The organism is Microbacterium sp. SORGH_AS_0428 (assembly GCF_031453615.1).
Lineage (GTDB): Bacteria > Actinomycetota > Actinomycetes > Actinomycetales > Microbacteriaceae > Microbacterium.
The window spans coordinates 3,155,651-3,177,609 of record NZ_JAVIZT010000001.1; the positions used below are offsets into that span (position 1 = coordinate 3,155,651).

The 21,959-nt window shown below is 71.4% G+C and carries 21 protein-coding genes and 1 riboswitch; of the genes, 10 read left to right on the forward strand and 11 right to left on the reverse strand.

Annotation, left to right across the window (positions count from 1 at the left end):
• Positions 1 to 8 precede the first annotated feature (8 nt).
• The 4 genes from QE374_RS15395 (at position 9) to QE374_RS15410 (ending at position 2,532) form a co-directional block, all read left to right on the forward strand.
• Positions 9 to 602 carry a sulfite oxidase-like oxidoreductase gene (locus QE374_RS15395; RefSeq protein WP_309736303.1) on the forward strand — a complete coding sequence of 198 codons (594 nt, stop codon included), beginning with the start codon at positions 9 to 11 and terminating at the stop codon, positions 600 to 602.
• Positions 599 to 1,321, forward strand: coding sequence for an FAD-binding oxidoreductase (locus QE374_RS15400; RefSeq protein WP_309736304.1), 723 nt, complete (start codon positions 599 to 601; stop codon positions 1,319 to 1,321). Before QE374_RS15395 ends, QE374_RS15400 begins: the two co-directional genes overlap by 4 nt.
• A complete protein-coding gene (locus QE374_RS15405) occupies positions 1,321 to 1,620 on the forward strand; it encodes a DUF6510 family protein (protein WP_309736305.1) in 300 nt (99 codons plus the stop codon). Before QE374_RS15400 ends, QE374_RS15405 begins: the two co-directional genes overlap by 1 nt.
• Before the next feature lie 120 nt (positions 1,621 to 1,740).
• Positions 1,741 to 2,532, forward strand: a complete 792-nt coding sequence (locus QE374_RS15410) for an SDR family oxidoreductase (RefSeq protein ID WP_309736734.1) — start codon at positions 1,741 to 1,743, stop codon at positions 2,530 to 2,532.
• Here the strand turns inward: QE374_RS15410 and QE374_RS15415 are convergent.
• Positions 2,508 to 3,041 (reverse strand): gluconokinase, encoded by a 534-nt coding sequence (locus tag QE374_RS15415; RefSeq protein ID WP_309736307.1) that lies wholly within the window; start codon positions 3,039 to 3,041, stop codon positions 2,508 to 2,510. The genes QE374_RS15410 and QE374_RS15415 overlap by 25 nt on opposite strands.
• Positions 3,042 to 3,075: 34 nt before the next feature.
• On the reverse strand, positions 3,076 to 3,309 hold the full coding sequence (locus QE374_RS15420; RefSeq protein WP_309736309.1) for a hypothetical protein: 234 nt from the start codon (positions 3,307 to 3,309) through the stop codon (positions 3,076 to 3,078).
• A gap of 144 nt (positions 3,310 to 3,453) precedes the next feature.
• Here QE374_RS15420 and QE374_RS15425 point away from each other — a divergent pair, with 144 nt between their 5' ends.
• Positions 3,454 to 3,576, forward strand: coding sequence for a hypothetical protein (locus QE374_RS15425; RefSeq protein WP_309736310.1), 123 nt, complete (start codon positions 3,454 to 3,456; stop codon positions 3,574 to 3,576).
• A gap of 22 nt (positions 3,577 to 3,598) precedes the next feature.
• Here the strand turns inward: QE374_RS15425 and QE374_RS15430 are convergent, their stop codons facing one another.
• The gene (locus QE374_RS15430; protein ID WP_309736312.1) at positions 3,599 to 5,098 is read right to left on the reverse strand and encodes a DHA2 family efflux MFS transporter permease subunit; all 1,500 of its coding nucleotides are present in this window, start codon (positions 5,096 to 5,098) and stop codon (positions 3,599 to 3,601) included.
• Positions 5,099 to 5,300: 202 nt separating this feature from the next.
• On the opposite strand from QE374_RS15430, the gene QE374_RS15435 reads away from it, so the two are divergent.
• Complete coding sequence (locus QE374_RS15435) at positions 5,301 to 7,163, forward strand: ABC transporter ATP-binding protein (protein ID WP_309736313.1); 1,863 nt, start codon at positions 5,301 to 5,303, stop codon at positions 7,161 to 7,163.
• 7 nt (positions 7,164 to 7,170) lie between these two features.
• Here QE374_RS15435 and QE374_RS15440 read toward each other — a convergent pair whose 3' ends face one another.
• From QE374_RS15440 to QE374_RS15465, 6 genes are read right to left on the reverse strand one after another with little or no spacing between them, the layout of a single operon-like run.
• Positions 7,171 to 8,136, reverse strand: coding sequence for a glycosyltransferase family 2 protein (locus QE374_RS15440; RefSeq protein ID WP_309736315.1), 966 nt, complete (start codon positions 8,134 to 8,136; stop codon positions 7,171 to 7,173).
• On the reverse strand, positions 8,133 to 9,269 hold the full coding sequence (locus QE374_RS15445; RefSeq protein ID WP_309736736.1) for a cysteine desulfurase family protein: 1,137 nt from the start codon (positions 9,267 to 9,269) through the stop codon (positions 8,133 to 8,135). Before QE374_RS15445 ends, QE374_RS15440 begins: the two co-directional genes overlap by 4 nt.
• Before the next feature lie 8 nt (positions 9,270 to 9,277).
• Positions 9,278 to 10,144 (reverse strand): carboxylating nicotinate-nucleotide diphosphorylase, encoded by an 867-nt coding sequence (gene nadC, locus QE374_RS15450; RefSeq protein WP_309736317.1) that lies wholly within the window; start codon positions 10,142 to 10,144, stop codon positions 9,278 to 9,280.
• Complete coding sequence (gene nadB, locus QE374_RS15455; RefSeq protein ID WP_309736319.1) at positions 10,138 to 11,652, reverse strand: L-aspartate oxidase; 1,515 nt, start codon at positions 11,650 to 11,652, stop codon at positions 10,138 to 10,140. The genes nadC and nadB overlap by 7 nt, the downstream gene beginning before the upstream one ends.
• Positions 11,649 to 12,974 (reverse strand): quinolinate synthase NadA, encoded by a 1,326-nt coding sequence (gene nadA / locus QE374_RS15460; RefSeq protein WP_309736320.1) that lies wholly within the window; start codon positions 12,972 to 12,974, stop codon positions 11,649 to 11,651. Before nadA ends, nadB begins: the two co-directional genes overlap by 4 nt.
• Complete coding sequence (locus tag QE374_RS15465) at positions 12,971 to 13,729, reverse strand: NrtR DNA-binding winged helix domain-containing protein (protein WP_309736322.1); 759 nt, start codon at positions 13,727 to 13,729, stop codon at positions 12,971 to 12,973. Before QE374_RS15465 ends, nadA begins: the two co-directional genes overlap by 4 nt.
• A gap of 110 nt (positions 13,730 to 13,839) precedes the next feature.
• Here QE374_RS15465 and QE374_RS15470 point away from each other — a divergent pair, with 110 nt between their 5' ends.
• From QE374_RS15470 to gcvP, 4 genes are all read left to right on the forward strand, one after another.
• Entirely contained in the window at positions 13,840 to 15,024 is a 1,185-nt protein-coding gene (locus tag QE374_RS15470) for a MarP family serine protease (RefSeq protein ID WP_309736324.1), read from the forward strand.
• Between the two features lie 55 nt (positions 15,025 to 15,079).
• Positions 15,080 to 15,174, forward strand: a riboswitch (glycine riboswitch).
• A 133-nt stretch (positions 15,175 to 15,307) separates the two neighbouring features.
• Complete coding sequence (locus QE374_RS15475; protein WP_309736326.1) at positions 15,308 to 16,504, forward strand: glycine cleavage system aminomethyltransferase GcvT; 1,197 nt, start codon at positions 15,308 to 15,310, stop codon at positions 16,502 to 16,504.
• On the forward strand, positions 16,501 to 16,881 hold the full coding sequence (gene gcvH, locus QE374_RS15480; RefSeq protein ID WP_137417423.1) for a glycine cleavage system protein GcvH: 381 nt from the start codon (positions 16,501 to 16,503) through the stop codon (positions 16,879 to 16,881). Before QE374_RS15475 ends, gcvH begins: the two co-directional genes overlap by 4 nt.
• Before the next feature lie 53 nt (positions 16,882 to 16,934).
• Positions 16,935 to 19,748 carry an aminomethyl-transferring glycine dehydrogenase gene (gene gcvP / locus QE374_RS15485; protein ID WP_396653356.1) on the forward strand — a complete coding sequence of 938 codons (2,814 nt, stop codon included), beginning with the start codon at positions 16,935 to 16,937 and terminating at the stop codon, positions 19,746 to 19,748.
• A 128-nt stretch (positions 19,749 to 19,876) separates the two neighbouring features.
• Here gcvP and QE374_RS15490 read toward each other — a convergent pair whose 3' ends face one another.
• A complete protein-coding gene (locus QE374_RS15490; protein ID WP_309736332.1) occupies positions 19,877 to 20,845 on the reverse strand; it encodes a hypothetical protein in 969 nt (322 codons plus the stop codon).
• Positions 20,846 to 21,113: 268 nt separating this feature from the next.
• Positions 21,114 to 21,944 (reverse strand): CPBP family intramembrane glutamic endopeptidase, encoded by an 831-nt coding sequence (locus QE374_RS15495; RefSeq protein WP_309736333.1) that lies wholly within the window; start codon positions 21,942 to 21,944, stop codon positions 21,114 to 21,116.
• Between the last annotated feature and the right edge of the window lie 15 nt (positions 21,945 to 21,959).

Below are 21,959 nucleotides of genomic sequence, written 5' to 3' on the forward strand. Positions count from 1 at the left end.
AGACGGTCATGGCGGAGTTCACACGCGGATTCGGCGGGCGACGGCGGGAGTCCGACCCGAGACTCCCACCGGGTCAGTACCTCACGGCGGACTTCCCCGTCCTTTCGGCCGGGCCCACCCCGCGTATCGCCGAGAGCGAGTGGTCGTTCTCGATCCGTACCGAATCGGGTGCGGTCACCTCCTGGAGCTGGTCAGAGTTCCTCGCGCTGCCGGCCGAGGACGTCCACACCGACATCCACTGCGTGACGCGGTGGTCCAAGCTCGACACGACCTGGCGCGGCGTCTCGATCGACACGCTGTTCGCCGGCATCGACACGTCGTACGAGTTCGCCATGGCGCACTCGTACGGCGGCTACACGACCAACGTGCCCATGGCCGACCTGCGCGGCGGGAAGGCGTGGGTCGCCTATGCGTTCGACGGAAAGCCCCTCGATCCCGAGCACGGCGGCCCCGCGCGTCTGCTCGTACCGCACCTGTACTTCTGGAAGAGCGCCAAGTGGGTGCGCGGGCTCAGCATGCAGAAGCACGACGACCCGGGTTTCTGGGAGCAGAACGGCTACAACCTGCACGGCGATCCGTGGACAGAGGAACGCTACTGGTGAGAACCAGCGACTGGCTCGCCGCGCGGGTCGCCGACGCCGTCCCCGACACCGCGCACGGCCGCAGACTGACGCTGGCCGTCCCCGGCTGGCCGGGCAACGCCCCCGGACAGCATCTCGACATCCGCCTCACCGCGCCCGACGGCTACCAGGCCGAGCGCTCGTACTCGATCGCCTCCTCCGGTCCGGGGGAGAGCGTCGAGATCGCGGTCGACGAGATCCCCGAGGGAGAGGTGTCGCCCTACCTCGTCCGCGTCGCCGAGCCGGGCGACGCACTCGAGGTCAAGGGGCCGCTCGGTGCCTACTTCGTGTGGGATCCCGCCGACCCGTCGCCCGTGCAGCTCATCGCGGGCGGTTCCGGCATCGTGCCGCTGCTCGCGATGGCGCGTGCGCGGGCGGCGATGAGCGCTGGCGCGCCGTTCCGGCTGCTGTACTCGGTGCGCACGGCGGCCGACGCGCTGTACCGGGACGAGGTCGAACGGCTGGGTGCCGCCGGCCTCGACGTGACCTGGGCCTACACCCGTCAGGCGCCCACCGGATGGCCGGGACGCGTCGGTCGCCTCGATGCGGAGCGCATCGCGCAGGCCACGTGGATGCCGGCGCAGCATCCGCTGACGTTCATCTGCGGTCCGACGAGCTTCGTCGAGGCGGCCGCCGATGCGATGGTCGCGGCGGGACACGATGCCGCGCGCGTGAAGACCGAGAGGTTCGGAGGATCCTGATGGACAGCACGCCGCACGTCCGCCCCGACCCGCGTCGCGTGGCCCAGCGCCTCGACGGCAACGCGCTCGCCGGCATGCTGGATGCCTTCGCCGGGCTCGACCCCGCTCTGCTCCTGCTGACGTGCGGTCATTGCGGCCGCAGCGCCGCCCTCGCCGAATGGTCCGTGGAGATGGATGCGGCGGCCGCGATCGTGCGCTGCCGGGGCTGCACACGCACCTTCGCGACGATCCTCCGCCGAGACGGCGGCATCGAGGTGCGCGCAGCCGGAGGCTCGATCTCCACCCCGTCCGCCGTCTGAGCGGCCCTCGACTCCTGTCGGGAGACGGGCGCCGGATACGGCGGGTAGCGTCGCCCGCATCCGACGCCGCGCGACGGCCGAGACGAGGGAGAAAGCATGCGACTCGAACGAACCGGAATGGTGTCCATCGACCTGACGGGAAAGACGGCGCTCGTGACCGCGTCCTCGGCGGGGATCGGCTTCGCGATCGCGCTGCGCCTGGCTGAGGCGGGAGCCGAGGTCATCGTGAACGGGCGCAGCGAGGAATCCGTCGCGCGCGCCGTGGCGGAGATCAACGCGCAGGTCGAAGATGCGGCGCGCGGCATCGTGGCCGACGCGGCCGATGAGGCGGGCGCGGCGGCCCTGGTGGCGCAGGCCGGACGCGTCGACGTCCTCGTGAACAACCTGGGGATCTTCGAGGCCGCCGAGGCGCTCGAGATCGACGATGCCGCATGGCGGCGCTTCTTCGAGACCAACGTGCTGTCGGGTGTGCGCCTGACGCGCGAGCTGCTGCCACAGATGATCCAGCGAGGCTGGGGACGCGTGCTGAACATCGCGAGCGACTCGGCGGTCGTGATCCCGGCAGAGATGATCCACTACGGAACCTCGAAGACCGCCGTGCTCGGTGCCTCGCGCGGATTCGCGAAGGCCGCCTCAGGGACCGGCGTCACGGTGAACGCCGTCATCGCCGGGCCCACGCACACTCCCGGCGTGGAGGAGTTCGTGGCGCAGGTCGTCGGACGTGAGCTGCCGTGGGACGAGGCGCAGCGCGAGTTCATGCGTACGGCGCGGCCGCAGTCCCTGCTGGGGCGGCTCATCGAGCCGAACGAGATCGCCAACATGGTCGTCTACCTCGCCTCGCCCCTCGCGTCGGCGACGACCGGCGCCGCAGTGCGCGTCGACGGCGGCTACGTGGACTCGATCGTCCCCTGATCGGGCAGGGCCGCGACGATCCGCGCGACGACATCCGGGACGCTCTCCCGCGTCGAGACCGTCACACCCCACTCGTCCGTCTCGAGAGGCTCGAGCGTGTCGAGCTGCGACGCGAGCAGGGCGACCGGCATGAAGTGATCGGTGCGTGCCGCGATGCGCTTCGCGAGGGTGTCCTCGTCGAGCTCGAGCGCGGCGAAGAAGATGGGCTCCGTGGCCTCGGCGCGGATCAGATCACGGTACCGGCGTCGCAGCGCCGAGCAGGCGATGACGACCGGCCCTGCTTCGCTCGCCGTGCCGAAGGCGAGACCGACGCGTCCGAGCCACGGCGCACGATCCTCGTCGGTCAACGGCACGCCGGCGGCCATCTTGGCCCGAGCCGCCTCGTCGTGCAGATCGTCGGCGTCGAGGTAGACACCGCCGAGGCGCGCCGCCAGGGCGAGGGCGACCGTCGACTTGCCGGCGCCCGAGACGCCCATCACGACGATCCGCATCCGTCCGGTGTGCCTCATACGCTCGAGCCTACGGGTCGCGCCGAGAGAGGCGTCACCAGCCGTGAGCGTTGAACCACGCGCCGCGACGGTCGGCTTCTGCCGCATCAGCGGCGCCGCGGAAGGCGTCGTGCGACGCGAGGGCGCCGTCCTCCAGGATGACGAAGCCCCAACAGATCTCGCAGAGTGCCGCACCGTGCGGGAACCCGTCAGCCAGGCGTGGTGCGGCGTCAGCGGGCACGCCGGAGCCGGGGCAGAACGGCGCGTCCGCCTCCCGGTCCGACCACATCCGCGAGGTCCCGGATCGATTGTGCAGACCGCTGTGACCGCGGGCTCTCGTGCAGACGGCTCCGCGGGAACGGCTGAGACACCACGGCGCGCTCATCGCCTCACCATGGCGACAGGCGCACCGAGCGGACGTAGCATGGTCGTCATGTCCACGAAGCCCTCGCCCATCCAGCTGCTGAACGTCCGTCCCACCGAGGACGAGAACGGCCAGCCGAGCCCGGAGGAGTCCTTCGGCTGCTGCGGCGGCGGCTCCTGCAGCATCGACTGACCCCTTCCGGGCTCCGCCGGCGTCAGTGTCCTGCGGGCGGAGCGTCGATCGAATCGGCGGGCTTGCGGATGAGCAGTGCGCCGATGATCGTCGGGATCGCCACGATCGCGGCGAACATGAAGGCGCTGCGCGCACCCGCCGCCCACGCGGCAGCGTCGCCGGATGCCTCGTTGGCGACGAAGCCCGCGTTCATGATCGTGATCATGACGGCGATACCGGCAGCACCCGCCACCTGCTGAACCGTGCTCACGATGGCGCTGCCGTACGAGTAGAAACGCGGCGCGAGCGAACCGAGCGACGCCGTGAACAGGGGCGTGAACGACATGGCGAGACCCACCGAGAGCAGAGTCTGGGTGACCACCAGCTCCCAGATCGGGGTGGTCTCCGACAGCGTCGTGAACACCCAGAGCAGCGAGACCGTGAGGATCGATCCGGGCAGCAGCAGCACACGGGTGCCCCAGCGGTCGTAAATGCGGCCGATGAGCGGGCCCGCGAGTCCCATCGCGAGCGAGCCGGGCAGCACGATCAAACCCGTGACGAGCGGGCTGAGGTTCATCCCGTTCTGCGCGAACAGCGGGAGCACGGTGATGGTGCCGAAGAAGGCGAGGGAGAGCACCGCGAAGTGCGCGACCGAGATCGTGAAGTTCGTGAAGCGGAACACGCGCAGATCGAGCAGCGCGCGGTTCTCGCGCTGCAGGACGAACTGCCGCCACACGAACGCGGCGAGCGCCAGCACCCCGACGACCAGCGAGATGACGAGGGTCAACGACGAGGCGGTGGCCGCCGCATCCGCCGAACCGCCGTGCGAGCCGCCGCCGATCTGGCTGAGACCGAACACGACGCCGCCGAAGCCGAATGCCGAGAGCACGACCGAGAGCACGTCGATGCGCGCGTGCGTCTGGGTGCCGACGTTCGAGATCCACCGCGCGCCGATGGCGAGCGAGGCGAGGGCGATGGGAAGCACGATCGCGAAGATCCAGCGCCAGCCGAGGTTCTCCAGCACGAAGCCGGACATGGTCGGACCGATCGCCGGTGCGAGTGCCATCACGATGCTGACGCGGCCCATCATCCGACCGCGTGCGGCGGGGGCGACGATCGTCATCAGAGTGGTCATCAGCAACGGCATCATGATCGCGGTGCCGGACGCCTGCACGACGCGCGCGACGAGGAGCACTTCGAAGCCCGGTGCGAGCACGGCGATCAGCGTGCCGAACGAGAACAGCGACATCGCCGTCATGAACACGGCGCGGGTCGTCAGTCGCTGCAGCAGGAAGCCGGTGATCGGGATCACGACCGCCATCGTGAGCATGAAGGCGGTGGTCAACCACTGGGCGAGCACGGCGGTGATGCCGAGATCGGTGATGAGGTGGGGGATCGCCACGCCCATGGTCGTCTCGTTGAGGATCGCGACGAAGGCCGCCACGAGCAGCAGCCAGATGATGCGGTTCTCACCGGGGCGGACCGCGGGGGCGGAGTCGGTCGTGGTGGCCACGGAACCGGTCTGGACGGATTCGGCGTGCATGGTCGTCTCCTCGGAATCGAAAAGGGATGGGGACGGCCGCCGGAAGTGGCGAGCGAATCTGACAACGCGGCGAGCGGGTGACGCATTCCCGAGACGGAGAAACCCGGTCGGGCGTGTCCCTCGCCCGCGACCGGCACCGATGCGCGTCGGACAAGACTACCGGTTCGGATCCGGGCACGCGGGGGCGATCTAGGCTGAGCGCATGAGTATGGCCGGCCCGTCGCATCCGCCGGGGTTTCGCGGAGTGGATGCGGCAGCCCAGCGTCTGCGCAACGCCGAGGCTCCCCGCATCCCTCACCTCGGCCGCCGCATCGCCGCGCTGTTCCGGCCCTATCGCGCGCGCCTGATCGTCACGGCGCTTCTCGTGGTCGCCGGTGCCGCGGTCGCCGTCGTGCCGGCCCTCATCGTCGAGCGGGTGTTCGACGACGCGCTCTTCCCGGCCGACGGGTCGGGGGTGGACATGGGGCTGCTGGTGCGCCTGGTCGCGATCATGGTGGTGCTCTTCCTCGCCTCCGGCGGACTGCAGGTCGCGCAGACCTGGTTCACCTCGACGGTCGGCAACAACGTCACGGGTGATCTGCGCGTGCGCCTGTTCGATCACCTCCAGTCGATGGAGCTCGGCTTCTTCACGCGCACGAAGACCGGCGTGATCCAGTCGCGGCTGCAGAACGACGTGGGAGCCGTGTCGGGCGTTCTGACCAACACCGTCACCAGCGTGCTCGGCAACACGGTCACCGTGGTCGCGTCCCTCGTCGCCATGGTGCTGATCGATGTGCGACTCACCCTCATCGCCGTCTTCCTGATGCCGATCCTGGCGCTGATCCAGCGACGTGTCGGACAGGTGCGCGCGCGCATCGCGGGACAGACGCAGGAATCGCTCTCGGAGCTCTCCGCGATCACGCAGGAGAGCCTGAGCGTCTCCGGGATCCTGCTGGCGAAGTCGTTCAACCGGCAGCAGAGCGAGTCGGCGCGCTACGGAGCGCAGAACCGTATCCAGATCCGGCTGCAAGTGCGCCAGGCGATGAGCGGTCAAGGGTTCTTCGCGCTCGTCGGCGTCATCATGGCGAGCGTTCCCGCCGTGATCTACCTGGTGGCGGGCCTGTTCATGTCGGGCGGTGCGGATGCGGGCATCTCGGCCGGCACGATCGTGGCCTTCACCACCGTGCAGGCGCGCCTCCTCCAGCCGCTCATGGGCCTGATGCGCGTCGCCCTCGACGTGCAGACCTCCGCCGCCGTGTTCGCGCGCATCTTCGAGTACCTCGACCTGCGCCCCGCCGTCCGCGACGCTGCCGATGCGATCGACGTCTCCGAGGCGCCGGGCCCGGTGGGGCGCGTCGAGCTGCGCGACGTCACCTTCCGCTACCCGGAGTCGGCCGCCTCCTCGCGCCCGCTGCTGGATGCGGTGTCCTTCGTCGCGGATCCCGGGCAGCACGTGGCGCTGGTCGGCCCCAGCGGTGCCGGGAAGTCCACTGTGCTCTCGCTCATCCCGCGCTTCTACGACGTGGACGGCGGTGCGGTGCTGTTCGCGGGCGCCGACGTGCGCGGGCTCACCGCGGCATCCATCATCGAGCGCATCGGCATCGTCTCGCAGGAGACGTACCTGTTCCACGCGACGATCGCCGACAACCTGCGGTACGCCAAGCCCGATGCGACGGATGAGGAGCTCGCCACCGCCTGCGAGGCCGCCAACGTGCACCACGTCATCACCGGCTTCGAGAAGGGCTACGACACCGTCGTGGGCGAGCGCGGTTACCGGCTCTCCGGTGGCGAGAAGCAGCGCATCGCGATCGCGCGCGTGCTGCTGAAGGACCCGCCCGTGCTGCTGCTGGACGAGGCCACCTCGGCGCTGGACACCCGCAGCGAGCGCGTCGTGCAACAGGCGCTGGACACGGCGGCCCGCGGCCGTACCACGATCACCGTCGCGCACCGGCTGTCGACCGTGGTCGCCGCCGACGTGATCCTCGTCGTCGACGACGGCCGCATCGTCGAGCGCGGCACGCACGCCGAGCTCGTCGCGTCGCAGGGGCTCTACGCCACGCTCGCGGCCGAGCAGCTCACCGTCTGAGCGCCGTTCACCAGAGCAGGGCTGCCGAGATCAGCGGCTGCGCGTCGCCGGGGACGGCGATGGCCGCCGCATCCTGCCGCTCGGCGACCGCCCGGGCGAACGCGCCGACCAGCCGGCGGTACTCGTCGTCCGGATGTGCGGCCGCCACACGCGCGAGTCGCGGGATGTCCATGCGCAGCAGCTGCCCCGCGCGGGCCCGCGCCGCGGCCGTGTGGCCAGTTCCGTCCAGCACCCGCATCCCCTCGCTCATCGCGTCGAGACAGTCGCGCAGTACGTCGAGCCGTTCCTCGTGCTGGGTGATGGAGGAGCCGTCGGCGCGCTCCCGCCAGTGCACGACGACGTCCGACAGCACGTCGAATCGGCGTGCCCTCGCGTACATCTGCTGGGCGACGACCTGGTCCTCGTACAGGCGCCCCTCGGGAAAGCGCAGACCGGTGCGCTGCCAGAACTCGGTGCGGCTCAGTTTCGACCACGCGACCACGTTGGCCGTCACCTCGGGGTGCTCCTCGAGGGTCGTCCCCGTCCGCGCGGGCACCGTCGCGCGGCTGACCCACGGCTGCACGTCGCCGGCGGCGTAACCGCCCGACCCGTCCGGACGCAGACGTACATACGCGCCCACCGCGAAATCGCTGCCGCTGCCGTCGAGGGTTGCGACGAAGCGCTCGAGAGTCGTCGGGAGCATCACGTCGTCGGCGTCCAGGAAGGCGAGGTAAGGCGAGTCGACCAGGTCGAGGGCCGTGTTGCGGGCAGCGCCGAGTCCGACGCGTCGTGCGAGCCGCACCACGCGGAAGCGCGGATCGGCCGCGGCAGCCGCCTCGAACAGGTCGCCGGTGCGATCCGAGGACGCGTCGTCGACGAGCACCGCCGTCCAGTCCGAAAGCGTCTGCGCGCGCAGCGAATCGAGGGCGGCCTGCGCCCATGGCTCGACCTGGTAGCCGGGCACGACGACCGTGACGAGGGGACGCTGGCTCACGTCGCCGATCGTACCGCCGCAACCGATGCGGCCACCGCCTCGGCGACCGGGGCGAGATCGACCGCGAGGTCGTGGGGGAAGGTGAAGCGCACGGCGGTCTGCGCCACCTCCGGTGAGATGCCCATCGCCACGAGCACGTGCGAGGGCTCGTCGCTGCCGGCGGCGCACGCGGAGCCGCTGGAGGAGACGATGCCGCGCCGTTCGAGCTCGAGCAGCACGGCCTCGCCGCTGGTGCCCGCGAACGTGAAGCTCGCGGTCGCGGGCAGCCGCTCGGTGGGGTGGCCGGTCAGGGTAGCGGACGGCACCGTCGCGAGCACCTCGGCCACGAACGCGTCGCGCGCCGCGCCGACGCGGGCGGCGGATGCGGCGCGCTCCGCCTCTGCGAGCTCGAGAGCGGTGGCCAGACCCACCGCGCCGGCGACGTCCTCGGTGCCGCTGCGGCGCCCGCGTTCCTGTCCGCCGCCGTGGAGGATCGGCTCGACCGGGATGCGGCCGCGGATCGCCGCAGCCCCGATCCCCTTCGGGGCGCCGAGTTTGTGGCCGGCGATGGTGATCGCGTCGGCTCCCGTGCCGGACAGCGGCAGCCAGCCCGCCGCCTGCACCGCGTCGAGGTGCAGGGGGACCCGCGCCGAGGCCGTGACGGCGGCGATGGCCCGCACATCCTGCACGGTGCCGGTCTCGTTGTTCGCGTAGCCGACGGTGACGAGCGCGGTGTCCTCGCGGACGGCGGCGGCGACCGCATCCGGCGACACCCGGCCCGTGTCGTCGACGTCGAGGATCGTCGCCTCGAAGCCGTGGAGGCGTTCGAGGGCGGACACCGACTCGAGGATCGACTCGTGCTCGATCGCCGTCGTGACGACGTGGCGACGGCCGCGGGCGAGCATCGCGCCGAGAGCCACCCCTTTGACGGCGAGGTTGTTCCCCTCTGTGCCGCCGGAGGTGAAGATCACGTCGCCCGTGCGCACACCCAGCACGGCCGCCACCCGGGCCCGGGCATCGGCCAGGGCCGATGCCGCCTGCTCACCCACCTCGTGGTGACTGGACGGGTTGCCGAACGTGCCCCGCCAGTACGGCATCATCGCCTCGAGCACCTCGCGGCGCACGGGCGTCGTCGCGGCGTTGTCGAGGTACATCGGGCCGCTCACACCGGGTCGGCCAGGCGTAGGTCGATGTCGAGGCCGAGGTCGAGACCCCGGGCCGCGTGCGTCAGCGCGCCGACGGAGATCACGTCGACACCCGTCTCCGCGATCTGGCGCACGGTCTCGAGCGTGACGCCGCCGGAGGCATCCACGATGGCGCGACCGGCGATCTGCTCGACGCCCCGGCGAAGGTCGTCGATCGAGAAGTTGTCGAGCATGATCGTGCCCACACCCGCGGCGAGGACGTCGTCGATCTGGTCGAGGCGGTCGACCTCGACCTCGACGTGGGTCGTGTGCGGCAGGCGTGCCAAAGCCTCCTGCAGGGCTTGCGTGACGGGGATGCCGGACGCGGTCAGCACGGCGAGGTGGTTGTCCTTGGCCATCACCGCGTCCGACAGGCTGAAGCGGTGATTGTGTCCACCGCCGCTGACCACCGCGTGGCGCTCGAAGGCGCGGAGCCCCGGCGTGGTCTTGCGGGTGTCGGCGATGCGCGCGCCGGTGTGCGCCACCTCCGCGACGTAGGCCGCCGTGAGAGTCGCGATGCCCGACATCCGCTGGACGAAGTTGAGCCCCACCCGCTCGGCCGTGAGCACGGCGCGCGCCGGGCCGGTGACGGTCGCCAGGGCCGTGCCGGGCTCGAACCCGTCGCCGTCGGCGAAGAGGAGCTCGACGCGCGTCCGAGGCTCCACCAGGCGGAAGGCGGCGGCGAACACGGCCCCGCCCGAGAACACGCCGCCTTCGCGGGCGACGAGGGATGCGGTGGCGACCGCATCCGCGGGGATGAGCGTCTCGCTCGTCACGTCGCCCCAGGGGGCGTCCTCGTCGAGTGCGGCCGCGACGACGCGGTCGATGGTGGCGGGTGTCAGCATGCCTCGGCCTCCTGGGCGATGGCGGCGGCGACCGGTGCGCCGTCGCGACGGAAGTGTGCGCCGACCGAGACGGTGCGCCGGCGTGCGGCGGCGACGAGGTGCTCGGCGACGAGCAACAGGTTGGCGTCCTCCTGTGCGGACACGCTCTGCGCGGTGGGCGCCGCGCGCCGCCACGCGGCGATGACGGATGCAGCGTGCGCCAGACCCGCCTCGTCGCGCTCCAGTCCCGCGTGATCCCAGAGCAGCTGCTGCAGGCGCGCCCGGCTGAACTCGGGCGCGTCGCCGGCGGGTTCGGCAGGCGTCGCCGGCTCGCCGACGGGGAACGCGGCCGCTCGCGCGGGATCGGCGAGCAGGGCCGCCGCGGCGCGTGCGCCGAACACGGCGCCCTCCAGCAGCGAGTTGGACGCCAGGCGGTTCGCCCCGTGCACACCGGTGCGCGCCGTCTCGCCGACGGCGAAGAGTCCGGCAACGCTCGTGCGCCCGTCGAGATCGGTCAGCACGCCGCCCATCAGGTAGTGGGCCGCCGGGGTGACGGGCACGGGGGTCGTCGACCAGTCGATCCCGCGTGCGCGCAGCGCACGGTCGATCGTGGGGAAGCGGGCGGCGAGAGCTTCGGCCCCGCCGAGTCCGGTCGCATCCAGGACGACGGGGACCCCGGGCTGGGCGGCGGACTGCCGCGCGATCGCGCGAGCGACCACGTCGCGGGGGGCGAGCTCGCCGTCGGGATGTGCGTCGAACGCGAAGCGTCGGCCGGCCGCATCCCGCAGGACGGCGCCCTCGCCCCGAACGGCCTCCGAGACCAGGAACGGGTCCTGGCCGTCGAAGGCGGTGGGGTGGAACTGCACGAATTCGAGGTCGGCCACGGCGGCGGCCGCACGGATCGCGGCAGCGATGCCGTCGCCGGTGGACACCGAGGGGTTGGTGGTGTGGGCGTAGAGCTGGCCCGCGCCGCCCGTGGCCAGCACGACGGCGTCCGCATCGATCCGCTCGTGTCGACCGGACGGGCCGACCACATCGACGCCCGACACCCTTCCCGCCCGGAGGACGAGATCGGCCAGGAACGTGTGCTCGCGCACGATCACGTCGCTGTCTGCGAGCCGGGCGAGGAGGGCGGCTTCGATCGCCGCACCCGTCGCATCGCCGCCCGCGTGAAGCACACGGGGCGCCGAGTGCGCGGCCTCAAGGCCCCGTCGCAGCTCGCCGGCGCCGTCTCGGTCGAACGGCACGCCCGCCGCCAGCAACGCGCGGATCGTCTCTCCGCCGGCTTCGACGAGCACCCGCACCGCGGTCGGGTCGTTCAGACCCGCGCCCGCGGTCAGCGTGTCATCGAAGTGGGCGTCGGGGGAGTCGCTCGCCGCGGTGACGGCGGCGATCCCGCCCTGCGCGTGCGCGGTACTGCCCGCATCCGCCGCGGCCTTCGTGATGAGGACGACCTCGGCACCGTTCTCGGCCGCCGTGAGCGCCGCCGTGAGCCCGGCGATGCCGCTGCCGACGACGACCGCTCTCATGCCGCGCTGCCGGAGGGCTTGGCGGCCAGCATCCGCTCCAGGGCGACACGAGCCGGGTCGGCGACGGAGGCGGGCACGGTGATGCGGTTCAGGGTCTCGCCGGCGACGAGACCCTCGAGCACCCACGCGAGGTAGCCGGGGTGGATGCGGTACATGGTCGAGCACGGGCAGACGACCGGGTCGAGGCAGAAGATCTCGTGCTGCGGATATTGCGCGGCGAGGCGCTGCACCAGGTTGATCTCGGTGCCGATCGCGAAGGTCGTGGGCTCGGTGGCCGCGGCGATCGCCTTGCGGATGTAATCGGTGGAGCCCGCCTCGTCGGCGGCGTCCACGACGGCCATCGGGCACTCCGGGTGCACGATCACCCGGACGCCGGGGTGCTCGGCGCGCGCCTTGTCGATCTGGTCGACCGTGAAACGGCGGTGCACCGAGCAGAAGCCGTGCCAGAGGATGACGCGGGCGTCGGTGAGGGTCTGCTCGTCGCTGCCGCCGAGCGGCTTCGTCGGGTTCCACATCGGCATCTGCTCGAGCGGCACGCCCATGGCCTTCGCGGTGTTGCGTCCGAGGTGCTGGTCGGGGAAGAACAGCACCCGACGGCCCCGGGCGAAGGCCCATTCGAGCACCGTGCGCGCGTTGGACGAGGTGCAGACGATGCCGCCGTGGCGTCCGACGAAGCCCTTGATCGCCGCGGAGGAGTTCATGTAGGTCACCGGCACCACCGGCACGAGGCCGTCGGCGTCGGGGGCGTCCATGTCGCCGTAGAGCTCCTCCAGCTGTTCCCAGCACTCCTCGACCTGGTCGATGTCGGCCATATCGGCCATGGAGCATCCGGCGGCCAGGTTGGGGAGGATGACGGCCTGCTCGGGCCGAGAGAGGAGGTCGGCGGTCTCGGCCATGAAGTGCACGCCGCAGAAGACGATCGCCTCCGCATCCGGATGCTCGAGCGCGGCGTTGGCGAGCTGGAACGAATCGCCCACGTAGTCGGCGTGACGCACGACCTCTTCGCGCTGGTAGAAGTGCCCGAGCACGACCACGCGGTCGCCCAGGGTCTCCTTCGCGCGGCGGATGCGGGCATCGAGCTCGTCGTCGCTCGCATCGCGATAGGCCGCCGGCAGCATGCCCTGACGCGGGGATCCGGTGGGGATCACATCGCCCATCGAGGCGCCGGGCCCGTATCCGGGGCGCGTGTCGAAGTCCCACGGGCCCGCCGCGAGGTCGGTGTTGCAGGTGGACCCCGACCCGGCGCCCGAGACGATCGCCTGGATCTCGTGATCGACGGACGGATCGATGGGACGCGGCTGGATGGTCAGCGTCGTGCTCATGTCGTGCTCGATTCGTGACTTCGCGGGCGGCCGAGCGGGCCACGATCGGCCAGCTCGACGTCCTGGTTGTAGCGGTACAGCCGTGCCGGCCGGTGGCTCCCGGTGCGGAACGACTCGGTGGGGATCAGGGTGTTGCTGTTCTCGACCTGCCGGCGGAAGTTGGCGGGGTCGAGCTTGCGGTCCAGGATCGCCTCGTTGACCTCGCGCAGATCCGCGAGGGTGAAGGCGTCCGGGAGCAGGCCGTGCGCGATGCGGCTGTAGCCGACCTTGTTGCGCAGTCGCCACAGGGCGTAGTCGATGATCGCGTTGTGGTCGAAGGCGAGGGCCGGAAGATCGGTCGCCGTGAACCAGTCGACGTTCTCGGGGGCATCTCCCGCCGCCGCGTGCGCCGCGCTCTGCGCATCGACCTCGTCGGAGCGCAGCAGTGCCCAGTACACGATCGAGACGACGCGACCGGGGGAGCGGCCGATATCCCCGAACGCGTAGAGCTGCTCGAGGTAGCTCGCACTGAGACCGGTCGTCTCGGCGAGCGTGCGCGAGGCCGCCACCTCGAGGTTCTCCGAGGCGTCCAGCCAACCGCCCGGCAGGGCCCACAGCCCCTCGTGCGGATCGCGGGTGCGCTTGACGAGGGGGAGGACGAGCCGCGGATCCTCGTCTCCGTCGCGCCGCAGGCTGAAGATCACGGTGGAGACCGCCACGCGCGTCTCGGTGGACTCGGCGTCGGCGGTGTCGGGAGAGGGGTTAGTTCGTGTCATGGTGACCTTAACTCGCGACGATCTTAATGTCATCGCGACCAGAAGTAAAATCCAGCGCCGGTTCCGGCGGCTCGGGGCGCCCTGTCAGATCGGCCGCCTACGCTGACCGCATGCCGCCGATCGTGATCGACATCCTGCTCGTCGTGGTGCTGGTGGTCGTGCTGATCCAGGGATGGCGGCGGGGGCTCCTGGCGAGCGTCGGGACGATCGCCGGGCTCGTCCTCGGAGCGGCCGCCGCGTGGTGGCTCGTGCCCGTCGTGTCCCGTTGGGTCCCCGACGCGGCCTGGCGCGGCTGGGCGGCGCTGGGTGTGGCCGTGGGGCTGCTCGTGCTCGGGGCGTCGCTCGGTGGCGCGTTCGGCCGGGCGCTGCGCCGGGGAGCCGCCCGCATCCGCCTGCGTGGTATCGATCGGGTACTGGGAGCCGGGGCGATGACGGTCGTCGCAGCCCTCGTGCTCTCGCTCGTCGGACAGAGCGTCGCAGCCCTCGGCATCCCGTTCGTGTCCTCGGCGCTCGCGTCGTCGGCTGTGCTGCGAACGATCGACACGGTCACGCCGCGCCCCGTCGACGAGGCGTTGGCGCAGGTGCGCTCGAGCGTCCTCGACGACGGGCTTCCGCAGCTGGGTGCGCTGTTCGGAGAGCTGACCGCCCCCACCGAGGTGGCGCCGCCGGTCGACCTCGACGACCCGGCCCTCAGCACCGCGGCCCAGTCGGTGGCGCGCATCGCCGGAACGGCGTACTCGTGCGGCCGCAATCTCACCGGCAGCGGCTTCGTCGTCGCGCCCGACCGGGTGGTGACCAACGCCCACGTGATCGCCGGCGTCGAACGTCCGATGGTGGAGCTGCCGGGGCGCGCGGCGCGCGAGGGACGTGTCGTGTACGTCGATGCCACGGCGGACCTCGCCCTGATCGCGGTGGACGATCTGGACGCAGCCGCGTTGCCGATCGGCGCCGATCTCGGCCCCGGCGCCGCCGCCGTTGTGCAGGGCTACCCCTACGGCGGACCGTTCACGATGGGAACCGCCACGGTGCAGACCGTCGGAGTGGTCTCGGTGCCCGACATCTACGAACAGGGACGCGATCAGCGCGAGGTCTACGCCCTCGCGGCGACGGTGCGCCCGGGCAACTCCGGTGGTCCGCTGCTCAATGCCGCGGGCGAAGTCGTGGGCATCGTGTTCGCGCGTGCCGACGACGGTTCCGAGGTCGGCTACGCGTCGACCGCGAACGAGCTCGCCCCGCTCGTGCAGGCCGCGCCCACCCTGACGGATGCCGTCGGCTCCGGCGCCTGCGTGCCCTGATCGCCCGCGCGGGCGCGGCGGGCTATGCTGGCCCGACAACGTGAATATCGGCCCCACGACCGGTGCGGGAGAGCCTCGGAGATCTTGTCCGAGCACCGAAGGAGCAAGCCTCCCCGCCAATCTCTCAGGTACGCGTACCGCCCCGGTCGGGCGACTCTGAAAAGCGATCCTCGCGGATCCGCCGACGGTGAAAGATCGCGCTCCGCGTGTTCGAAACTCTCAGGCCCATGACAGAGGGGGAGTTCTCAGGCCCTCGCCTACCCGCATCCACCCGGGAGAACTCATGACCGATCCACGCTCCACCCCGCTCCGAGACCGCCACGAGGCGGCCGGAGCCGCCTTCACGGACTTCGGCGGATGGCTCATGCCCGTGCGGTACGGGTCCGATCTCGCGGAGCACCGCGCCGTGCGCGAGGCGGCGGGGCTGTTCGACATCTCGCACATGGCGGAGTTCCTCGTGACGGGCGCGCACGCGGGAGCCTTCCTCGACTACGCGCTCGCCGCACGGCACTCGGGAATGCGGCTCGGCAAGGCGAAGTACTCGCTCGTGCTCGCCGCAGACGGCGGCATCGTCGACGACGTCATCGTCTACCGCCTGGCCGACGACTGGTTCATCGTGATCGCGAACGCCGGCAACCACGCTGCGGTCACCGAGGCGCTCGCCGACGCCCGCGCCTCCTTCACACCGCCCGCGCCCGCCGTGGCCGCCGACGGGTCGTTCGGATTCATCCCCGGCGCGCACGTCACCGTCGAGGATGCGTCGGACGATTCCGCGCTGCTGGCCCTGCAGGGCCCGGCGGCGATCGCGGTGCTCGAGGCGCTGCCGGACCTGGAGCTCGCCGAACCCGCGCGGCGTCAGGGCGATGCGCCGACGCCATGGAGCTTCGACGAGCTCGGCTACTACAGCGTGCGCGCGGCGGTCTTCGCCGGGCAGCCGGTGCTGATCCTGCGCACCGGCTACACGGGCGAGGACGGCGTCGAGCTCCTCCTGGGCGCGAGCGCGGCGGGAGAGCTGTGGGACGCCCTCCTGGCAGCGGGGGAGCCTTTCGGTCTCGTTCCCGCGGGCCTGGCCGCGCGCGACACCCTGCGCCTCGAAGCGGGGATGCCGCTGTACGGGCACGAGCTGAGCCGCGACGTGCGGCCCGCGCAGGCGGGCCTCGGACATGTCGTGGCCGCCGACAAGGACGCCTTCGTCGGCAAGGGGGCGACCGAGCCCGCATCCGGCGCGCGTGTTCTGGTCGCCCTCGTCTCCGAGGGCAAGCGCGCGGGGCGCGCGGGCTATCCGGTCCTCGATGCCGAAGGCGCCGTGATCGGCGAGATCACGAGCGGTGCGCTCAGCCCCACCCTCGGGCACCCGATCGCGTTCGCCTACGTCGACGGCGATCGGAGCCTCGTCGGCACAGAACTGTTCATCGATGTACGCGGCACGCGAATCCCCGCGACCGTGACCGAACCGCCCTTCTACCGGAGGAAGAAATGACCGTCGATCCCACCACGCTGTCCTACACCGCAGAGCACGAGTGGGTGCTGATCGAAGGCGGCGTCGCCACCTTCGGCATCACCGATTACGCCGCCGAACAGCTCGGCGACGTCGTCTTCGTCGACCTTCCCGCGATCGACGCGCCCGTCGTCGCCGGGCAGGTCTGCGGCGAGATCGAGTCGACCAAGTCGGTGGGCGAGCTGTACGCGCCCCTCAGCGGACGTGTCATCCAGGTCAACGGCGAGGTCGACTCCGATCCCTCGCTCGTCAACGCCGACCCCTACGGCGCGTGGCTCGTGCGCATCGAGCTCGACGGCGAGAGCGCACCCCTGCTCGACCGCGCCGGGTACGAGGCGCTCATCGAGGGCGCCGCGTGAGCGTTCCCTTCACGGCACGCCACATCGGCACGGATGCGACCGCCCAGCGGCACATGCTCGATGCGCTGGGATACGCGAGCGTCGATGCGCTGGTGCGGACGGCGGTTCCCGCATCCGTCCACGGGGCCCCGCGCGCCACGAGCAGCATCCCGGACGCGGCCACCGAGGCCCAGGCTCTGGCCGAGCTCCGCGCGCTCGCCGATGCGAACCGCCCGGCACGCGCGATGATCGGCCTCGGTTACTACGATACGTTCACGCCCGCGGTCATCGCCCGCAACGTCTTCGAGAACCCGTCCTGGTACACCGCCTACACGCCCTACCAGCCCGAGATCTCGCAGGGCCGGCTCGAGGCGCTCATCAACTTCCAGACGATGGTGACCGACCTCACGGGCCTCGCCACGGCGGGCGCGTCCATGCTGGACGAGGCGACGGCCGTCGTCGAGGGGATGCTGGTGGCGCGCCGCGCCTCGAAGTCCTCGTCCGACGTCTTCCTGGTCGACGCCGACGCGCTTCCGCAGACCAAGGCGCTGCTGCACCACCGCGCCGGCGCCGTCGGCATCGAGATCCGCGAGATCGACACCCGCACCTGGGAGCCGGGCGCCGCATCCGACGCCGTCTTCGGCGCCTTCGTGCAGTATCCCGGAGCCAGCGGCCGCGTGTGGGATCCCACGGAGCTCGTCGCCGACGTTCAGGCGCAGGGCGGTCTCGTGGTGGTCGCGGCCGACCTGCTCGCGCTCACCCTCCTGCGCTCGCCGGGATCGTTCGGCGCCGACATCGTCGCGGGCACCACGCAGCGCTTCGGCGTTCCGCTCGGCTTCGGCGGACCCCACGCCGGCTACCTCGCCGTGCGCGCGGGGCTGGAGCGTCAGCTTCCCGGCCGCCTCGTCGGGGTCTCGCAGGATGCGGCGGGCCACCCCGCCTACCGGCTCGCGCTGCAGACGCGAGAGCAGCACATCCGCCGCGAGAAAGCCACATCCAACATCTGCACCGCGCAGGTGCTGCTGGCCGTCATGGCGGCGATGTACGCGGTCTACCACGGTCCCGAGGGCCTGCGCGCGATCGCGACCGACGTGGCCCGCAAGGCGCAGGCGCTCGCCGACACGCTGCGCGCCGGCGGCCTCGAGGTCGTGCACGACGCGCTCTTCGACACGCTGCGCGTCGTCGTCCCCGGCACCGCGGAACGCGTCATCGAGCGCGCCCGCCGCCGCGGCTACCAGCTTTTCTTCGCAGACGAGGCGACGGTGGGGATCTCGGTCGACGAGACGACCACGGTCGCCGACCTCACCGCCGTGGCGGGCGCGTTCGGGCTGCCCGACGAGAGCGTGATCGACGTCGAAGCGGCGGTGCCCCTGGCCGGGGTCGCACCCGATCTCCATCGCCGTGACGAGTTCCTCACGCATCCGGTCTTCCACTCGCACCGCTCGGAGACCGCGATGATGCGGTACCTGAAGACTCTCGCCGACCGCGACTACGCGCTCGATCGCGGGATGATCCCGCTCGGCTCGTGCACCATGAAGCTGAACGCCGCCACCGAGATGGCCGCGGTGTCGTGGCCCGAGTTCTCCCGCGTGCATCCCTTCGCGCCCGAGGCGGACGTGCGGGGGACTCTCGCCCTGATCGAGCAGCTGGAGACCTGGCTCGCCGAGGTCACCGGCTACGACGCGGTCTCGCTGCAGCCCAACGCCGGCTCGCAGGGGGAGCTGGCGGGGCTACTCGCGATCCGCGGCTACCACCTCGCGAACGACGAGGCGCAGCGCACCGTGTGCCTCATCCCGTCGTCGGCTCACGGCACGAACGCCGCATCCGCCGTGCTCGCGGGGATGCGGGTTGTCGTGGTCGCCTGCGATGAGGCGGGCAACGTCGACCTCGACGACCTGCACGCCAAGATCGCGCAGCACGCCGACGAGCTGGGCGCGCTCATGATCACGTATCCGTCCACGCACGGCGTGTACGAGCACGAGGTGCTCGCCATCACGCAGGCCGTGCACGACGCGGGCGGCCAGGTGTACATCGACGGCGCGAACCTCAACGCGCTCCTCGGCTTCGCGCGGTTCGGCGATCTCGGGGGCGACGTCTCGCACCTGAACCTGCACAAGACCTTCGCGATCCCGCACGGGGGTGGCGGACCGGGTGTCGGCCCCGTCGCCGCGAAGGCGCACCTCGCGCCGTACCTCCCCTCACACCCGCTCGCACAGCGCGCCGACCACGCGGGCGGCTTCGTCTTCGAGGGCGGTCCGGTGTCGGCTGCGCCCTACGGCTCGGCATCGATCCTGCCGATCTCCTGGGCCTACGTGCGGATGATGGGCGCAGCGGGTCTGGGCGAGGCGACCGGTGCCGCCGTGCTGTCGGCGAACTACATCGCCCATCGGCTGAAGGCGCACTTCCCCGTGCTGTACGCCGGCGAGGCGGGGCTGGTGGCGCACGAGTGCATCCTGGATCTGCGCCCCCTCCGCGAGCGCACGGGGATCACGGTCGACGACGTCGCCAAGCGGCTCATCGACTACGGATTCCACGCACCGACGATGTCGTTCCCCGTCGCGGGCACGCTCATGGTCGAGCCCACCGAGTCCGAGGACCTCGCCGAGATCGAGCGCTTCATCGAGGCGATGATCCAGATCGCCGCCGAGGCGGAGCAGGTCGGCGCCGGTCGCTGGCCGGCAGCCGACAATCCGCTCGTGGGCGCCCCGCACACGGCGCAGTCGGTCATCAGCGGCGAGTGGACGCATCCGTACTCGCGCGAGGAGGCGGTCTATCCCGTTCCGTCGCTCGTGCGCTCGAAGTACTGGCCCCCGGTGCGTCGTATCGACAACGCCTACGGTGACCGCAATCTCGTGTGCGCCTGCCCGCCCCCGGAGGCTTTCGCCTGATCCGCCGTCCCACTTCCCGCGAGACAGCATTTCGAGCACGAGATCACGGGGTTTACCCGTGATCTCGTGATGAAGATGCAGTCTCGCGGGGACGGAAGTCGCCCGTGCAGGGGGCACGGGCACCGCCGTCAGCGCAGGGCGCGGGCGAGGGCATGGAGCGCGAGCGCGTCGGGCGTGCGCTCGCGCCGGACGCCGGCCGCATCCAGGATCGCGCCCAGGCGTTCCGGCTCGCGGACGTCTGCCCATCCCCACCGCGCGAAGCCGTGGACGCGACGACGGATGCGGTCCTCCCGCCGCTTCTCGTCCTGCAGCGCGCGCACCGGGTCGCCGAAGCGGCCGTCGTACTTCAGCAGGCCGTCGGCCTCTCCCACGGCGCCGACCTCCGGCCACGCGAAGTCGGCGCGGTCAGCGGCGACACCGCCGCCGTGCACGAGCCACTGCAGTTCGGGCGTCGCGAAGCCCAGCCACTCGATGGCGGCCCGGCTGAGCGATTCGAGCGTCGTCTCGGCGCGCGGATCCGCGCGATGCAGTGCCCAACGCGCGAGCCGACGGCCACGGCTCGAGGGTGCGAGCTCGTTGTGCGCCACGAGGATCTCCGTCGTCAGGTCCGGATGCGCGCGCAGGGTGGCGTCGGCGACGTTGAGCGCGAGGGCGGGGTTGCGTGCCCGCGCCAGTGCGACAGCGGTCTCGATAGGCCCGGTCGTGAGGATGCCGCCTTCATCCGTGACCTCGACGCCGCCCCGGCACGTGTGGACGCGCACCCCTTCGGCCTGCCGTGACGTGCCGTGCGCCGGCCTGAGGATGTGCACCTCCGCGGCTTCGCCCACGAGCGGGATGCCGCGCAGCGCCGCCGCCGACTCGAGTGCGAACACCGCATCCGGGATCAGAAGCGCCACGGCGTGCACGCGCGCGAGGTAGCGATCCCAGGGTGCGAGGGTGTTCCACGCCAGCGCCGGGGCGTACACGCCGCGGTGCACGCGCACGATGTCACCGCGGCGCAGCGCGAGGTCGGGGCGGTGCATGTCGTGCGCGCGCAGCAACGGCGCGGGAGAGGGGAGCAGCTGCGCGCCGGTGCGCAAGGGAATGGGCTGGGTCATCGTCCCACGCTGCGCGCAGCGGTTGGTCCCGCGCGGGGCTGATCCCGCATCCGTGCGCGACACCCCGACGCGGGCCGGCTGTGCAGGGCCGGTCCCGATGCACCCGCCCGCTCCCGCAGTGGCGGCCGCACCGCGCGTTGATCCCGCGAGACTGCATTCTCAGCACGAGATCACTGTCATTACCCGTGATCTCGTGCTCGAAATGCAGTCCCGCGGGAAGGGGGCCGCGGGAAGGGGGTCGCGCGAAGCGAGAGGAGGGATGCGGCGGCTAGAAGATCCCGGGCCAGAGGGACGCCACGAGGGGGTAGCCCACGAAGGCGAACACATCGATCAGGGTGTGCGCGATGACGAGGGGCATCACTCGGCCCCAGCGCCGGTAGCACCAGCCGAACACGACGCCCATCGCGAAGTTGCCGACCACCGAACCCACGCCCTGGTAGGCGTGGTAGGCGCCGCGCAACGCCGCTGTCGCGAGGATGATGGACCACCAGCCCCATCCGAGACGGCGCAGGCGATCGAAGAGGTAGCCGAGGAAGATGACCTCTTCGGTGAGGCCCGCTCGCGCGGCCGAGAGCAGCAGCAGCGGCACGGTGTACCAGGCCGCATCCAGGGGTGAGGCGACGACGCCCACGGTGATGCCCGCGAGGCGCCCGGCGACGTAGAGGGCGATCCCCGGGATGCCGATGATCGCGATCAGTGCGACGCCGAGCCCGAGATCGCCGCCGAAGCGGCGGAAGTCGAGGCCGATCCGTCGCAGCGCATTGGTCCCGGGTTCCCAGAGCAGGTACACCACGAGCGCGACGAGCGCGAGCGAGAAGAAGATGTCGAGCAGCTGGTAGAGGGCGTCCCAGAGCGCCTCGGCGTCGCGCGCCGGATTGAGCTGGGTCTGCTGCGCGGAGATCGCCTGGTTCTCCCGCAGCGAGCGCTGCAGGGTGCGGATGAAGGAGAGCACCGAGTACAGCGCGGACTTGCCGACCGTCACCGCCAGCACGAGCCAGATCTCCCACCGCACGCGGGAACGGGCGGACCCTGTCGCACGCGGCGGATCGAAAGCCCTCACGGTGCGCCAGAACGGTTCGCGCGCGGGCAGGGTCGTCATCCGCTCAGCTTGGCA

Excerpts from the sequence above, each read along its gene's own strand:
- QE374_RS15395 (WP_309736303.1), top strand. The coding sequence starts at position 9 with ATGGCGGAGTTCACACGCGGATTCGGCGGGCGACGGCGGGAGTCCGAC.
- QE374_RS15465 (WP_309736322.1), bottom strand. The coding sequence starts at position 13,729 with ATGACACGAACTAACCCCTCTCCCGACACCGCCGACGCCGAGTCCACC.
- QE374_RS15430 (WP_309736312.1), bottom strand. The coding sequence starts at position 5,098 with ATGCACGCCGAATCCGTCCAGACCGGTTCCGTGGCCACCACGACCGAC.
- nadB (WP_309736319.1), bottom strand. The coding sequence starts at position 11,652 with ATGAGAGCGGTCGTCGTCGGCAGCGGCATCGCCGGGCTCACGGCGGCG.
- QE374_RS15470 (WP_309736324.1), top strand. The coding sequence starts at position 13,840 with ATGCCGCCGATCGTGATCGACATCCTGCTCGTCGTGGTGCTGGTGGTC.
- QE374_RS15405 (WP_309736305.1), top strand. The coding sequence starts at position 1,321 with ATGGACAGCACGCCGCACGTCCGCCCCGACCCGCGTCGCGTGGCCCAG.
- gcvP (WP_396653356.1), top strand. The coding sequence starts at position 16,935 with ATGCTCGATGCGCTGGGATACGCGAGCGTCGATGCGCTGGTGCGGACG.
- QE374_RS15445 (WP_309736736.1), bottom strand. The coding sequence starts at position 9,269 with ATGTACCTCGACAACGCCGCGACGACGCCCGTGCGCCGCGAGGTGCTC.
- QE374_RS15415 (WP_309736307.1), bottom strand. The coding sequence starts at position 3,041 with ATGAGGCACACCGGACGGATGCGGATCGTCGTGATGGGCGTCTCGGGC.
- nadC (WP_309736317.1), bottom strand. The coding sequence starts at position 10,144 with ATGCTGACACCCGCCACCATCGACCGCGTCGTCGCGGCCGCACTCGAC.
- gcvH (WP_137417423.1), top strand. The coding sequence starts at position 16,501 with ATGACCGTCGATCCCACCACGCTGTCCTACACCGCAGAGCACGAGTGG.
- QE374_RS15495 (WP_309736333.1), bottom strand. The coding sequence starts at position 21,944 with ATGACGACCCTGCCCGCGCGCGAACCGTTCTGGCGCACCGTGAGGGCT.
- QE374_RS15475 (WP_309736326.1), top strand. The coding sequence starts at position 15,308 with ATGACCGATCCACGCTCCACCCCGCTCCGAGACCGCCACGAGGCGGCC.
- QE374_RS15420 (WP_309736309.1), bottom strand. The coding sequence starts at position 3,309 with ATGTGGTCGGACCGGGAGGCGGACGCGCCGTTCTGCCCCGGCTCCGGC.
- QE374_RS15435 (WP_309736313.1), top strand. The coding sequence starts at position 5,301 with ATGAGTATGGCCGGCCCGTCGCATCCGCCGGGGTTTCGCGGAGTGGAT.
- QE374_RS15490 (WP_309736332.1), bottom strand. The coding sequence starts at position 20,845 with ATGACCCAGCCCATTCCCTTGCGCACCGGCGCGCAGCTGCTCCCCTCT.
- QE374_RS15425 (WP_309736310.1), top strand. The coding sequence starts at position 3,454 with ATGTCCACGAAGCCCTCGCCCATCCAGCTGCTGAACGTCCGTCCCACC.
- nadA (WP_309736320.1), bottom strand. The coding sequence starts at position 12,974 with ATGAGCACGACGCTGACCATCCAGCCGCGTCCCATCGATCCGTCCGTC.